This is a genomic window from Enterococcus sp. AZ191, from assembly GCF_051713845.1.
Lineage (GTDB): Bacteria > Bacillota > Bacilli > Lactobacillales > Enterococcaceae > Enterococcus_B > Enterococcus_B durans.
In genome coordinates this window covers 1-15,184 of sequence record NZ_JBIOQS010000005.1, presented here as the reverse complement: position 1 = coordinate 15,184, position 15,184 = coordinate 1, and the positions used below count along the sequence as shown (strand labels likewise).

Genomic DNA, 15,184 nt, shown 5'->3' with positions numbered 1-15,184 from the left:
AAATTTTTGTGAATTTCGGCTTATTTCCGAAGGAGTTGCTTCTGCTCTCACCGTTTATTCGTTTTTAAAGAATGAGGCAAAAGTGTTTCTTACTTTTGTCCCACTCCCTTTTTTGAGTGGTAAGATCAAAGTGATTTTTACTTTTGATCCAACCACACTACATAATCGCTTATTTCACACGTTTGTAATTTTCGTCAAAGTATCTGCCTTCACGGATATCTGCAGGCATACCTTCATAAGGTTCTTCGCTGATGACATCTTCATTATCTACGCCAGCATCGCCCATGTAAGTGATCGTGGCAAATTCTGGTACCAATAATTTTGGATAAGTTTCATATTTTTCACGAGCAGCTTCCATTTCAGCGATGTGTTCATTTTGGAAAGTTACAGTGATTTCTGGATGTTCTTCGACCCATTTAGGGAAGAATATCGTGCCGTGTAATTTCTTTTCATTTGGCATAAAGTCTAATGCAACATCTGTACCTGTTGGTTCAGTCCAAGTAATTTTAAATACCCCATCAGTTAATTTTACGATGTCAGCTTCTTGATCTTTGACCCAACGTCCTTTAACCATCCCACCATGAATACGGTAATCGACAGTATGGTTATTTTTTGCATACCATTCATATTCCCAACCGTTGTCATATGTGTAGATAAAATGTGTACCAATAAAATCTTCTAATTCTTTAAATTCTTTCATGCCTAAGCATCTCCCTTTAATCAAAAACATGTAATAAACTACATGTTTTTGATTACTTATTTATGATAAAATGAATTGAATGATTTGTCAAGGAGGAAGACTGATGGCGAGAAAAAACACATTGCGCTATATTTTATTAGGGTTGCTGAGCAAGAAAAGCATGTCAGGATATGAACTGAATCAATCATTTAAAAATGAAATCGGTGAGTTTTGGCAAGCGAAACATAGTCAGATTTATCCAGAACTGACAAAAATGGAAGAACGGGGAATCATCGAACATGAAGTTGAAATAACTGGTATGAAATTGGAAAAAAAGATTTATCGACTAACAGAAGAAGGGAAAATATTATTGAACGAATGGATCCATACGCCTACGAATGAATTACCAGTTAATCGGGATGAATTTGTGTTAAAGCTGTATTTTGTTAAAGACGTCAATGATCCGGCACTGAGAGAGATCATTGAACAGCAAAGAGATCTCCATGAAGAAAAGCGTGTCCACCTATTAGCACGAAAAGCAGTGATATTCCCTACAGAAAAGGAAAAACATGAGAACTATGGGCATTATCTGATTCTTTCACATGCAATCAATCGTGAAACGGAATATACCAATTGGTTGGCCAGTGTATTAGAAGAAAAATGAAAAAATGTAGCTGATGAGAAAGCCACATCCAACAACTGGAGGAAGGCTAGACCATCAACTACATTTTTTTGACTTCTATGAATAAAGGTCAGTTATCAATTGTTTTACATCTATTTTTTCACCCACAGGCAAAACATTATACGTTAGTTCATCTGTTTTTTCATCATGAATGATATAGATCTGTGCATCTTCTTTTTTGAAATCTCCAATTAAGAGGACGGTATAACGTTCATCGATTAACTCGATTTCCTTGATTGCTTTAGAGAAAACCTTTCTGACGTGATGCATTTTCTTTTGACGGATCGTTGCTTTTTCCGCGGCTTTCATCAAAGTATAGCCTTCATCTAAATAAAGTTTGATCATTTCAACTTTTACGACTGTTGGCAAACGATATTTTCGAGGACAATTGCTATCTGCTGCGATGGAGTCTATCAATCCTTTTTGTTCCCAATAACGTAATTGTCGAGGAGAAACCCCGACGAGTTCACTTAATTCACTAATTCCGACTAGTAATTGATCATTTTCTAACAATCGTTTGAGAGAAGCACCAACCATTTTAGTCACTCCTTTTGTCCTTCCTGTTTCCTCCATTATACTTTCATTAACTTATGTGTCAAGTAGGTTGACAAACGTAAAAAATAGGACTAAAGTATTCTAGTGGTTTCAGAAAAAATTCAGAAAGAAGGAGAAATATGAGTAAAAATCAACCCGTAGATATTTACGGCAAACCATATAATCGGACACTTTTAGTCGTTGTTTTATTGATTGGTACGTTTTGTACGGTTTTGAATCAGACATTATTAACAACAGCTTTCCCTACGTTGATGAAAGCTTTCGATATTTCTGCTTCAAGCGTACAATGGCTTACAACCGGATTCCTATTAGTTAACGGAATCATGATTCCAATCACAGCTTGGTTGATCAATAAGTTTAGTTCAAGAAACTTATATTTTTCAGCTATGTCCATTTTCTTGATTGGAACAATTACTTGTTTTGTTGCACCAAACTTCAGTACATTATTGATTGGACGTTTGATCCAAGCATGTGGTGTAGGGATCTCGATGCCTTTATTACAAAACATTATGTTATCCATCTTCCCACCAGAAAAAAGAGGGTCAGTAATGGGGATGTCAGGGATCGTTATTGGACTAGCGCCTGCCTTGGGCCCAACTTTATCAGGTTACATCATTGATAATTATCATTGGCGTGATCTTTTTGGTATGATTTTACCAATCGTCGTTTTAGTTTTAGTGTTGGCATTCTTCTTAATGAGAAGCGTGATTCCTCTATCTAATCCAAGTATAGATATTTTATCAGCTATTCTTTCAACTATTGGATTCGGTAGCTTACTTTACGGATTCTCAAGTGTTGGTGACGCTGGTTGGGGCAGTGCCAAAGTAATTGGTTTCTTGATCGTAGGTGTCGTATTTATTGCATTATTTGCATGGCGCCAACTTCATTTGGAAAATCCATTCTTGGAACTACGCGTATTCAAATCGTCTACCTTTACAATTGCGGCTGTATTGGCTGGAGTAACAAACATGGCCATGGTGGGTGCTGAAATGGTTGTACCTCTATATATCCAAAATATCCGTGGTGAATCAGCATTCCTTTCTGGTTTGATGCTATTGCCAGGTGCTTTGATCATGGGGGCAATGATGCCGATCACTGGAGCCATTTTTGATAAATATGGAGCAAAACGTTTAGCAATTATCGGGATGTTCATCTTAACCGCTGCGACAGCGCCGTTTGCATTCCTAACAAAAACAACACCAGTCTTATATATCGTCGTTCTTTATGCAATCCGCATGTTCGGTATCTCAATGGTTATGATGCCAGTTACTACATCTGGTATGAATGCTTTACCAAATAAATTGATCAGTCATGGCACGGCAGTAAACAATACGTTCCGTCAAATTGCCAGCTCGATCGGTACAGCTATTTTGATCAGCGTATTGACGAATGTGACAAAAGACAACCTTCCAGGTAAATCAGTATTGAATAGCACACCTTTAGCTTATAAAGATCAAGCAATCAATGCGACATTATCTGGTTACCATGCAGCCTTCATTGTAGCAATCGTCTTTGGAATCATCGGCTTCTTGATTGCCTTTGCATTGAAGAGAAAAGAACCTGTTCAAACGAAAGCGGGGGATAAAGCATGATAATCGCAGTATTGATCATTAGTTTAATCGCCTTTGCAGCTACAAATGTATTTGCAAAAAAATCATGGCAAACATTCCTATCATTGGTTTTTGGTTTGATTTTTGTTGCCTCATTGGGTTTGATCGTTGCTAACCTTTCTAACCACTTCGGAATGGAAAGAGTAACAGAAACAAAAACAACGAAAATCGTTTCTAGTGCAAAATCTGATAATACCAATATGCTTTTATATAAAGCATTAGGGGATGGAACAGAAAAGGTTTATCTTTACCGCACCGATGAAGATCAAAAGAAACCAAAAGCGACTGGTACCGATAATGAAACAAATAAAGTAGAACAAACAAGTGGTGAAGCAGAGAAAGTATCGAAAACCACTTATTGGGAATATAAGAATGACATGTATAAATTCTGGTTCAATCTAGCAGGTAACAATCATGAATACGACAAACGTGTCAATATATTCAAGATTCCAGCGGACTGGATCGAATTAAGTACAGATCAAGCAGAAAAATTAGCTGAACTAGTGAAACAACAACAAAGCACAATGGCAAATGATGCTAAAGCTTATGTGCAAGAAGGTATTGTTAAAGCGATGACTGAAAATCCAACGATGAGTCAAGAAGAACAAGCAAAATTAACAAAAGACTTAGCCGCAGATTATCAAAAACAAGCTTTAGCGAAATTAGTAAAAGAAGCTAAAGGAGAGTAATCTCTTAACAAAAGGTACAATTCAAAAAGAGGGACTACTTCAAAGTTTCAACAAACAATCCGGATCATTTCAATGATAACGAAAGTTATTATGAATGGTTCGGCTTTTTTTGTTCATACTTCAAAGATCCGTTCTCTAGCGTTGGGAGCGATGATCTATCTCTTTTTTTGGTATACTAAAATAAAAAAAGTAGGAGAAAGCAATGGGAAAAACATATTCTTTTGAATCACTTATTTATTCTTCGGAAGTTGGTAAGGGAGGTGCATACATTGTTTTTCCTTATGACATCAGAAAAGAATTTGGCGCAGGACGAGTCAAAGTCCAAGCAATGTTTGATGGAGTTTCATATGAAGGTAGTATTGTGAATATGGGTGTGAAAAGGGAAGATGGCAGTATTTGCTATATTTTAGGTATTCGAAAAGACATTCGCAAGAAAATCGGAAAAGACATCGGTGATCGTGTAAATGTAACAATAGAGCAGAGAGAATAAAACTGTAAAATAAAAAAACAGATTGGTAAGCAACTGAACAGTCAGTATTTCTGTTTTGGTCTGCTAGTGCCAATCTATTTTTAGTTAGGATGGTTTTTCTCCATTGGTATAATAAAGAGGTTTTTCGTTGTCGAAATGGTAGTTCTGCATCCAAGCTAAAATTCGCTGCCCCAAACTTTCTGCCATGGAAAAAGAGGCATGGATCTGTGCATTCGTAATGTGGTCGACATGGACACCTGAAGTGATAACGCAATTCCCTGGTAGTTCATCTTTAATGATGGCAAAGAGCGATTGTGCTAAGACATCATCTTTATGGAAGCGACCATCATGACTAGGGAAACGAATCGTTTGCGCTTTTGTCTCTTTAGAAAAAGTGGTGACTGTCCCGATATGTGCTACATTGCCACCAGTAATCGTTATCAGTAAATCTTTGCCGATAACTTGTACATTTGCTTGCATCGTAAAAGCTTCTTGTGTGACTAAAAATCGTTTGATTTCCTCCATCTTACTCACCTTGCCAATGTCTTGAGGTGTCATTTTCGATACTAAATTGATCTAGTAATTTCATGGTATGATGATCCACAAGGTCTTGGATCGTTTCAGGATGATTATAAAAAGCAGGGATTGGTGGAATGATTTGAACGCCAAGACGTGCTAATTTGGTTAGATTTTCTAGGTGAATCGCATTCAACGGCGTTTCTCGAGGAACGAGGACTAATTTTCTTTGTTCTTTCAATGTCACATCGGCTGCGCGAGTAATCAGATTCTCTCCTAAACCAATAGAGATACCTGAGATTGTTTTCATGCTCGCAGGAACGATGACCATACCGTCTGTTAAAAAAGAACCACTTGCTACAGCTGCTCCTAAGTCTTTGTTCGAATAATGATAATCAAATAGGTCTTCAAATTCATGAAGCGTCATATCTGATTCCAATTTTAAATTTTCTTTTGCCCAAGTGCTGATAATACCATGTGTTTCGACTAGTGGGTTTTCTTTTAATTTTTTTACAAAATTGATTGCATAAATGATACCAGAAGCGCCACTTACACCAACCACGATTTTTTTCTTTTTCATTTAGATCGTTCCCTTCTATTTTTTAGTATTAAAGGAAAATAACAATTGGCTCTCTCATCAAACAAGATCAATGAGAAAGAACCAATCGGTAAGGACTCTGAAATGACGTATCATCAGACTTAGTTTAAATAGTCTTTCCAGTTATCTACTTCTTTGAATTGCGCACGAATAAAATGCTCTTTCATGTCGAATGGCACGGTGCCATCGAAGATTGTTTTTGCGCTCATCCCGCGGAAGCGTATAACGCCAGGATTGTATTGTGGTAACTCTGAAGGGTCGAGTGGATGATTTCTCATACCAGGAATCACGATGATATCTCTATCTCCTTGGAAACGAGTGTTGAATGTCCACATAACATCGTTCATATCAAAGATATCGACATCTTCATCAACTAAAATAACTGTTTTTAATTCTTTGAAGGCGGACAATGCAAGGATTGCTGCTTGGCGTTGGATTCCTTCATCAGCTTCATTTTCTTTGTGAATTTGCATGATTGTCATCAATTTGCCGCCTCCAGCTGGTGGATTGTAAACATTGACGACTTTGCCAGGAATTGCTTTATCCACAAGTGCTAGAATACTTGCTTCGGTAGAGGGATGCCAGCCATAGAAACATGTTCTTCGCTTGGACCAATCGTTGTTTGCATGATTGGATTATCTTTGCGGTGAGTAATGGCTTTTACCTTAACGACATTCACAGCCGGATTTGCATCACCTGTATAACCAGGAAACTCGGGCATTGCTTTTCCTGAGTTCGTGTTGATATCTTCTTGCATTGTTTTGTTAGGCATGATTTCTGCTTCAATAATGAATTCTGCGCGGGCAATTCCAACTTCGTTTACTGCAACACCGTCAACGAGTTGAATGGGTTCATTACGTAAAGCACCTGCACACCATAGTTCATTGTAGCCAAGAGGAGTGGTAGGTGGCTCAAAAGTTGTTCCGATGGCAATCGCTGGATCTAATCCAATATTGATTGTAATAGGCATTGGCTGATTCAATGCTTCAAATTGTTTTTGGAAATGGCCGATGTGACGCCCGCCAGGCATGATGTACATGCCAATTGTATCTTTATCTTCCAAAACCATGCGATGGATAGTTACGTCACTCATTGTTTTTTCAGGATCAGAACCTAAAACAACGCCCATTGTGATATATGGGCCAGCATCTTCGGGTGTATTTTTTGGAGCAGGTAAAATGTTGCGGATATCGAAATCTGCATCTGTTGCAAGGTGGACAACTTCTTGTACAGGGGCATCCGCTTTGTCTACTTTCACAGGTTTAAGGGGATGCTCAACGGCATCTTTTAAGAAGCGTCCCAATGTACGATAATCATGGTGTAAGATTTGACCAACACGTTTGCGGCTAGCCATTGTTCCGATGCTTACTCGTTTTCCAGGAAAGCCTTTGATATTGTTGAAGGTCACTGCAGGTCCTTCTTGTGTGGGACGTTTGACCGTACCGCCAGCACCAATATAGCGATATACACCAGATAAATCTGCTTCTGGATCAATCTCAAGATCCGTTTCATGGTATTGACCAGGAAGAGTTTTTAGTTCTTTGATGACTTTTCTTAAGTCATAGGGTTGTTCTGTCATTTGTATTTCCTCCTTTTTCTTTCCTTCTTTATAGTACGAGCCTTAGGGTAGTGAAACAATTCAAGTTATGAAGATTTCTATTCCATAGTGGAATGGATACGCATTTTTATCATTCGATAGTCTGTGATACAATTAAAAGAAAGCGATCACAAAGGAAGTGGAGAGAAAATGACGAAACAGTTTCCAAAAGCAGTACGTGCTGAAAATCTAGCGAATGTTTTAAAAGTTGAATTTGAGGATGGATCAACGAGATTCATACGTACACACTGGGTCGGAGATATGACAGATTCCTTGCAATTCGGAAAACGTGGTAAAGGGAAACGAAAACTTCTGTTAACAGTTAGTCGAAATATGTGGATCGGTTCGAACATCACTATTGAAGATGATGGAACAGTGGTTCTAAATGGAAAGGATCGTTATACATCAGAAGAATTATGGCGTGATGGAAGCAGCTCAATGGCAGAGTTATAGTGAACGAGTTAGAAAGTCAGGAGGTAGAAGAAGTACATAACGTTTTTGAGAAGTAACAAGTTAGGTAAAACATCCAGGTAAAGTGTACGGGGGAAAATAGCCTATTTAAGGATATGAGTGCTAAAAAAAGACGAACAATCTGACGTTTACTACGAAAAAGATTGTTCGTCTTACTTTATTTTTTGGAATAACTTCGGTGTTTTTGGTATGTGAGTATTTTTCAGGTTTGCTTCATCTTTCGTGATAGAGGGGGGATTCAGCGGTTACTGAGTACATTTTTTGAAACATTTGCTGTTACATGATACCCTTCAATTAAGGTGTTAGAAAAGAGGGAAATGAATGAGAGTCGTGATCGTTGGTGGTTCCTTTGCAGGAACCCACACTGCAATGGCACTGCGCAAGCATTGTCCGGATAGTGAAATCATATTGATTGAAAAACAGGCGAAGATAGGATTTATCCCCAGTGGAATCAACTTGCTTTTGAAAAAAGAAATCACTGAGGAAAAGCAGCTTTACTGGATGACAAAAGAAAAAATGGAAGCGGTATACAATGTGGATGTGCGAATCAATACAGAAGTGGCTTCGTTAGGGACAACGACGAACACGCTTATTTTGCAAAACGGTGGCCAGTTGACTTTTGATCACTTAGTCATCGCTACAGGGTCCAACCAGCAATTTAAAACGATCAGTACAGAAAGCGAATTGATCCGTTCGGTGAGAGATGCTCATTTAAAGGAACCTTTAGAAGAAAAAATCGCACAAGCACAAAAGGTAGCTATTGTTGGTGCCGGTCAGGTGGGTATTGAACTGGCGGAAGGATTGATGGGTCAAAATAAGCAGATCCACTTATATGAAAGCCGAAAAAATTTGTTGTTCCGCTATTTTGATCCTGAAGTGGTTGCCCCGTTACGTGAAGAACTGGAAAAAAGAAAGATTCCTGTCTTCTTGAACGAGCAGGTCCAATCGTTGGTGGAATCTGAGTCAGTGACAGTCACTACGGATCAGCGAAAAGAACGGTATGATCTGGTTTTATTGGCAAACCACACAAGACCAGATAACCGACTTTGGCAAGAGAAATTGAAACTAAACGATGATGGAACGATCTGGGTGGATGATTACTTACAAACTTCGGCAAAAAACATTTACGCAATTGGTGACACGATCCAGGTGACTTTTCGTCCGACAGAAGAAAAAATGTACGTGTCACTGGTAAATAATGCGATACGCACGGCACATATCGTTAGTCGAACGATCAGTGGCAAACCAACGAAAGACCCGGGGACCTATCGTCCAGTGGGTAATCATTGGTTTGGCTACTTTCTAGGAAGCGTAGGGTTAACAGAAGAAGAAAGTATTTTTTATCCCCAACAAATCACAAAAGAGTATCTAACAACTCAGGTTTCTGCTACGAATCATCAGCCAGTAAAGATCAAGATCATCCAAAATGAACAGCAACAGTTAGTTGGTGCACAGCTTCAAAGCAAAGGCAATATTTTCCATCTGTTGGATCAATTTACGCTAGCAATCGAAGAAAGCTGGACATTGGAACAACTTGAGGAACACGAATTATTCTTCCAACCAGAATATCGGATGCCGATCCCTTTTACAAAGGTGGTTGAAGACACCCATGAAGATTGAACAATTATTGGAAAAAAAAGAACAGTTACAAGTCTTGTTGTTGAGAGAACTTGTGTTACAGGGTGGCAAGGCCTCTAGCAGTGAACTAAGGGAGAAAGTGAATCTTTCTAAATCAGCCTTTGACCAGTACCTTGAAGATATTGAATGGATCGGTTCGATGATGCGCAAAAAAGTGGAAGTCAAACGAACAGAGTTTCAAGTTATCCTTGAATTAGGTGAAGACACAAGTTTAGAACAGATATGTCTATTCTTGCTTCAACAAAGTTTGAAATTCAATTTGCTCACATATCTTTTAGAACACCAACAAGCGTCGATCGTTCGTTTAGCCACTGCATTCAATATCAGCGAATCTTCTGTTTTTCGCAAAATCAAAGAATTGAATCATTTATTGAAAGAATTTTCTCTTCAAATCAAAAATGGACAAATCTATGGGGAAGAACTACAAGTTCGGTACTTTTATTATGTCCTCTTTCAATTCATCCCAGAATCTCAACGACCGCTTTTCTTACAGAATATACCGGAAAAACGACCATTGATCCTAGGGTTGGAACGTTCGGTAGAAACAACTTTTTCAGCGGATGCATCAATAAAAATTGCTTGTTGGTTAGGAATTACGAGGAAACGACTAATGAGTGAAAAAACGACGTTCAAAACGTTGAAAACAAGAAAAACACTTTATGAGAACGATCGGTTGTACCAAGTGATTGATCCAGTCCTTTCGCTTTATCTAAGTCGAACTGCGGCTGACTTGAGTAATTATGAAACACTCATGTTCTACAGTTTTTTTGTGTCATTTGCAGTATTGGATGAGGAACACTTTTATCAGTATGATTTGACGCGTAGCAAAAAACTGCCGACTGCTGTCTTGGATACATATATCCGAGAAACAATGTTGTGGCATTATCGGCCCAGACGTCTAAAAATAAAGGAAGAAAAGGCTGTGGGTTATCAACTGGCACAAATCAATAATGAACTATATTTTTTTGACGGGCATATGCTGATCTACGATCAAGAACATCTATTGGCACAACAAAAAAAGATGTTGGGACACTCCCTCAGTCAGTTACTAGAACGGCTAAAAGAAACAACCATTGAACAATTTTCTTCTAAAAAATTTGACGAGGCACAATTAGAATATTTGATGATCCAATATGCGAATGTTTTGATGATGATCGATTTTTACATTGCCAAGTCTGTCAAAATCGGAATCGATATTGACACATTGCCGATTTATCGAATTGCGTTCCAACAATTTTTACTTAGAGAACTTAAAGGGATCAGTGGAATCGATATTGAAAATGTGCGTGCAGAAAAATCCTATGATCTAGTAATCACTTTTAATCAAGAAAAACAAAATCAACACTATTATTATTTATCAGAGTTTGCTTCAACCTATGATATCAAAAGGTTGAAACAGAAAATTGAGCAAGAGAAAAAAGCTAAAAATTAAGAAAACTGTCAAAAAAAGTCCAAATCGCTATTTTTTTGGCAGTTTCTTTGAAATAAATAGGTGTAAGATAAAAGTAGATTAAGAAAGCGTTTGCAAAAATGGAGGAGATTATAATGACTGAATCAACGTATATCATGGCCATCGACCAAGGAACAACTAGTTCACGAGCAATCATCTTTGACAAAAAAGGGAGACATATCGGTAGCTCACAAAAGGAATTTACACAATTCTTTCCTAAAGAAAGTTGGGTAGAACATGATGCCAACGAAATTTGGAATTCTGTTCAATCCGTCATTGCGGGAGCATTTATTGAATCTGGGATCAAGCCGAATCAAATTGCTGGGATCGGTATTACGAATCAGCGTGAAACGACTGTCATTTGGGAAAAAGACACAGGCCGTCCCATCTATCATGCAGTTGTATGGCAATCTCGTCAATCTGCCGCTATTGCAGATAACCTCAAAAACGAAGGCTATCAAGAATTTTTCCATAAAAAAACAGGCTTAGTGATCGATGCTTACTTTTCAGCGACAAAAATTCGCTGGATTTTAGATCACGTAGAAGGAGCGCAAGAGCGAGCAGAAAAAGGCGAGTTACTTTTTGGAACAATCGATTCATGGTTGGTTTGGAAATTAACAGATGGACAAGCTCATGTGACTGACTATTCAAATGCGAGTCGAACAATGCTATTCAATATCCACGATCTTGATTGGGATCAAGAAATACTTGACCTATTAAATATCCCACGAGTGATGTTACCGAAACCAACTTCGAATTCTGAAGTTTACGGTTACACGCAAGGTTATCACTTTTATGGCAGTGAAGCGCCAATTTCTGGAATGGCAGGGGACCAACAAGCAGCTTTATTTGGTCAAATGGCATTTGAACCAGGAATGGTCAAAAATACGTATGGAACTGGTTCATTCATCGTCATGAATACAGGGGAAGAACCGCAATTATCTAAAAACAATTTATTGACGACGATCGGTTATGGGATAAATGGTAAGGTTTACTATGCACTTGAGGGGAGTATTTTTGTAGCTGGGTCATCGATCCAATGGTTACGTGACGGCTTGCAAATGCTCCAAAAAGCGAGTGACTCGCAAGAAGCTGCGAAATGTTCCACGAGTGACGATGAAGTCTACGTTGTCCCAGCTTTTGTAGGTCTAGGTGCTCCATATTGGGATCAAGCTGCTAGAGGTTCGATGTTTGGTTTGACGCGAGGCACAACGAAAGAAGACATCATCAAAGCTACTTTACAGTCAATCGCATATCAAGTAAGAGATATCATTGACACAATGCAAGATGATACAGGAATCAAGATCCCAGTGCTGAAAGTAGATGGCGGCGCAGCAAATAATGAATATTTGATGCAATTCCAGACAGATATCTTGAATGTACCGATCCAAAGAGCGGAAAATTTGGAAACTACGGCATTAGGTGCTGCTTTCCTTGCTGGTTTGGCTGTCGGTTACTGGAAAGACACAGATGAGATCAGAGAATTTTATGAAGCTGGTAAAATGTTTGAAGTCGAAATGCCAGAAGAACGAAGAGAAAAACTATATAGTGGCTGGAAAAAAGCAGTCGCTGCTACACAAGCATTTGAGTAAAGGGAGGGAACGTTATGTTTTCAAGAGGAACGAGACAAGAAAATATTGAAAAAATGCAACAAGAAGAATTAGATTTATTGATCATCGGTGGTGGGATCACTGGTGCTGGTGTAGCCATCCAAGCAGCAGCTTCAGGAATCAAAACCGGTCTGATCGAAATGCAGGATTTTGCAGAAGGAACTTCTTCACGTTCAACGAAACTAGTCCATGGAGGCATTCGTTACTTAAAAACATTTGATGTGGAAGTAGTTGCTGATACAGTAGGCGAGCGAGCTGTTGTACAAAGTATCGCACCTCATATACCAAAACCTGATCCAATGCTACTACCGATCTACGAAGATGAAGGGGCGACGACATTCAATATGTTTTCAGTCAAAGTCGCAATGGATCTTTATGACAAGTTGGCAAATGTGACCGGTACCAAATACGAGAATTACACATTGACTCCCGAAGAAGTTTTAGAACGTGAACCTTTCTTGAAAAAAGAAGGTCTAAAGGGTGCAGGTGTATACTTGGACTTTCGCAACAACGATTCCCGTTTAGTCATCGAAAATATCAAGAAAGCAGCAGAAGATGGGGCTTATCTGGTAAGTAAAATGAAAGCGGTTGGCTTTTTATATGACAACGATCAGATCATAGGCGTTAAAGCGCGGGATTTATTAACAGACGAAGTAGTAGAAATCAAAGCAAAAATAGTGATCAATACAAGCGGTCCGTGGGTAGATAAGATACGCAACTTGAATTTCAAACGAGCAGTTTCCCCTAAAATGCGTCCTACAAAAGGAATCCATTTAGTGGTAGATGCCAAAAAATTACCAGTGCCACAACCAACTTATTTTGATACAGGAAAACAAGATGGCCGTATGGTCTTTGCGATTCCTAGAGAAAATAAAACCTATTTTGGCACAACTGATACAGATTATCAAGGGGACTACACCGATCCTAAAGTGACACAAGAAGATGTGGATTATTTGTTGGAAGTTGTCAACCATCGTTATCCAGAAGCGAATATCACGTTACAAGATGTTGAGGCAAGCTGGGCAGGCTTACGTCCTTTACTGATTGGAAATTCTGGTTCAGACTATAATGGCGGTGACAATGGTTCGATTTCAGATAAAAGCTTTGGGAAAGTAATTGATACAGTCACAGAATATAAAGAAAACAAAGTAACACGTGTAGAAGTCGAAGATGTATTGAATCACTTGGAAAACAGTCGCGACGAAAAAGCACCATCAACGGTTTCTCGAGGAAGTTCTTTGGAAAGAGAACCAGACGGATTAGTGACACTTTCTGGTGGTAAGATCACCGACTATCGTAAGATGGCAGAAGGGGCATTGAAATTGATCCGTCAATTGTTAAAAGACGAATATGGTGTGACAGCCAAAGAAATCGATTCGAAGCATTATCCAGTGTCAGGGGGAGATTTTGACCCAACTAAATTAGAAGAAACAGTCGAAGAATTAACAAAAATCGGTGTTGAAGCAGGATTAGCGGAGGAAGACGCTAGTTATATTGCGGACTTCTATGGCACGAATGCGAAGAAAATCTACGCACTTGCAAAAGATATGACACCATATCCAGGGTTAAGTTTGGCAGAATCTGCTCGCTTACGTTACGGATTAGAAGAAGAAATGGTCTTGGCACCAGGTGATTATTTGATTCGTCGAACGAATCATCTATTGTTTGAAAGAGATCAATTGGATGCAATCAAACAACCAATCATTGATGCAATCGCCACATACTTTGCTTGGTCACCAGAAGAGAAAAAACGTCAAGAAAATCGGTTAGAAGAATTGATTGCTGAGTCGGATTTACGTGACCTAAAGGAGGAGAAATAAATGAATGCAGAGATGACCCAGATCATGGGTGAATTCATTGGGACGATGATTTTGATTTTACTAGGTGATGGTGTTTGTGCGGCAGTCAACTTAAACAAGAGCAAAGCGCAAGCTTCAGGTTGGATCGTCATTGCATTTGGTTGGGGCATGGCTGTAACGATGGGTGTCTATATTTCTGGATTTATGGGACCAGCACATTTGAATCCAGCAGTATCTTTAGCTATGGCAATGACAGGAGCAATCGGTTGGAACCTCGTGATCCCATTTATTATTGCACAAATGTTAGGAGCTTTTGTTGGGGCGATTCTTGTTTGGTTAGCATATCTACCTCATTGGGGCGTAACAAAAGACCAAGATGCTATTTTAGGTACATTTGCAACTGGTCCAGCTATACGTAATTATCCAGCTAACTTTATTACTGAATTGATTGGCACATTTGTCTTGGTTTTAGGGCTACTTGCATTTGGGCAAAATGCTTTTGCAGATGGTACAAATGTATTTGCTGTCGGTGGATTGATCTTGGCTATCGGTCTTTCATTAGGCGGACCTACCGGATATGCGATCAATCCAGCTCGTGACCTTGGTCCGCGTATTGCTCATGCAGTATTGCCGATCGGAAACAAAGGAACTTCAGACTGGGCCTATTCTTGGGTGCCAGTAGTTGGACCAATGGTTGGCGCTATTGTAGCAGTGGGAGTATACATGTTGATGGTCTAAGACGTTTGAATGTGGGACAAATCTAAAAGTCAGGTTTGCTACAGACTCTCGAATAAACGGCGGGAACAGAAGTAACTCCTTCG

General features: G+C 39.0%; 14 protein-coding genes and 1 pseudogene. 10 read left to right on the top strand and 5 right to left on the bottom strand.

Going from position 1 to position 15,184, the window contains the following annotated elements; translation table 11 throughout:
- Positions 1–169: 169 nt before the first annotated feature.
- Positions 170–700 (bottom strand): phenolic acid decarboxylase, encoded by a 531-nt coding sequence (locus tag IGI47_RS13945; protein WP_438784550.1) that lies wholly within the window; start codon positions 698–700, stop codon positions 170–172.
- A gap of 103 nt (positions 701–803) precedes the next feature.
- Between IGI47_RS13945 and IGI47_RS13940 the strand changes: the two genes are divergently transcribed.
- Positions 804–1,343 (top strand): PadR family transcriptional regulator, encoded by a 540-nt coding sequence (locus tag IGI47_RS13940; protein WP_311930420.1) that lies wholly within the window; start codon positions 804–806, stop codon positions 1,341–1,343.
- A gap of 75 nt (positions 1,344–1,418) precedes the next feature.
- On the opposite strand, the gene IGI47_RS13935 is transcribed toward IGI47_RS13940, so the two are convergent.
- Positions 1,419–1,898 carry a MerR family transcriptional regulator gene (locus IGI47_RS13935; RefSeq protein ID WP_311930492.1) on the bottom strand — a complete coding sequence of 160 codons (480 nt, stop codon included), beginning with the start codon at positions 1,896–1,898 and terminating at the stop codon, positions 1,419–1,421.
- A gap of 137 nt (positions 1,899–2,035) precedes the next feature.
- Here IGI47_RS13935 and IGI47_RS13930 point away from each other — a divergent pair, with 137 nt between their 5' ends.
- The 3 genes from IGI47_RS13930 to IGI47_RS13920 all read left to right on the top strand — a co-directional run bounded on the left by IGI47_RS13930 (position 2,036) and on the right by IGI47_RS13920 (position 4,705).
- On the top strand, positions 2,036–3,508 hold the full coding sequence (locus tag IGI47_RS13930; RefSeq protein WP_438784549.1) for an MDR family MFS transporter: 1,473 nt from the start codon (positions 2,036–2,038) through the stop codon (positions 3,506–3,508).
- On the top strand, positions 3,505–4,215 hold the full coding sequence (locus tag IGI47_RS13925; protein WP_438784548.1) for a DUF4811 domain-containing protein: 711 nt from the start codon (positions 3,505–3,507) through the stop codon (positions 4,213–4,215). The genes IGI47_RS13930 and IGI47_RS13925 overlap by 4 nt, the downstream gene beginning before the upstream one ends.
- A 202-nt stretch (positions 4,216–4,417) precedes the next feature.
- Positions 4,418–4,705 (top strand): DUF1905 domain-containing protein, encoded by a 288-nt coding sequence (locus IGI47_RS13920; protein WP_438784547.1) that lies wholly within the window; start codon positions 4,418–4,420, stop codon positions 4,703–4,705.
- An 84-nt stretch (positions 4,706–4,789) separates the two neighbouring features.
- On the opposite strand, the gene IGI47_RS13915 is transcribed toward IGI47_RS13920, so the two are convergent.
- From IGI47_RS13915 to IGI47_RS13905, 3 genes and pseudogenes are all read right to left on the bottom strand, one after another.
- Positions 4,790–5,209: an amino acid decarboxylase gene (locus tag IGI47_RS13915; protein ID WP_438784546.1), complete on the bottom strand. Its 420-nt coding sequence runs from the start codon at positions 5,207–5,209 to the stop codon at positions 4,790–4,792.
- Position 5,210: 1 nt separating this feature from the next.
- Entirely contained in the window at positions 5,211–5,780 is a 570-nt protein-coding gene (locus IGI47_RS13910) for a UbiX family flavin prenyltransferase (protein WP_438784545.1), read from the bottom strand.
- A gap of 119 nt (positions 5,781–5,899) precedes the next feature.
- A pseudogene (locus tag IGI47_RS13905) lies at positions 5,900–7,377 on the bottom strand (UbiD family decarboxylase).
- Positions 7,378–7,545: 168 nt separating this feature from the next.
- On the opposite strand from IGI47_RS13905, the gene IGI47_RS13900 reads away from it, so the two are divergent.
- The 6 genes from IGI47_RS13900 (at position 7,546) to IGI47_RS13875 (ending at position 15,101) form a co-directional block, all read left to right on the top strand.
- Positions 7,546–7,848 (top strand): hypothetical protein, encoded by a 303-nt coding sequence (locus IGI47_RS13900; protein WP_311930412.1) that lies wholly within the window; start codon positions 7,546–7,548, stop codon positions 7,846–7,848.
- Positions 7,849–8,187: 339 nt separating this feature from the next.
- The gene (locus IGI47_RS13895; RefSeq protein ID WP_438784544.1) at positions 8,188–9,486 is read left to right on the top strand and encodes an FAD-dependent oxidoreductase; all 1,299 of its coding nucleotides are present in this window, start codon (positions 8,188–8,190) and stop codon (positions 9,484–9,486) included.
- Entirely contained in the window at positions 9,476–10,936 is a 1,461-nt protein-coding gene (locus tag IGI47_RS13890) for a helix-turn-helix domain-containing protein (protein WP_438784543.1), read from the top strand. Before IGI47_RS13895 ends, IGI47_RS13890 begins: the two co-directional genes overlap by 11 nt.
- A 113-nt stretch (positions 10,937–11,049) precedes the next feature.
- Positions 11,050–12,546: a glycerol kinase GlpK gene (gene glpK / locus IGI47_RS13885; protein ID WP_438784542.1), complete on the top strand. Its 1,497-nt coding sequence runs from the start codon at positions 11,050–11,052 to the stop codon at positions 12,544–12,546.
- 14 nt (positions 12,547–12,560) lie between these two features.
- Positions 12,561–14,384 (top strand): type 1 glycerol-3-phosphate oxidase, encoded by a 1,824-nt coding sequence (gene glpO, locus IGI47_RS13880; protein ID WP_167592334.1) that lies wholly within the window; start codon positions 12,561–12,563, stop codon positions 14,382–14,384.
- Positions 14,385–15,101 (top strand): MIP/aquaporin family protein, encoded by a 717-nt coding sequence (locus tag IGI47_RS13875; protein ID WP_005875469.1) that lies wholly within the window; start codon positions 14,385–14,387, stop codon positions 15,099–15,101. It abuts the gene before it with no gap.
- Positions 15,102–15,184: the final 83 nt, after the last annotated feature.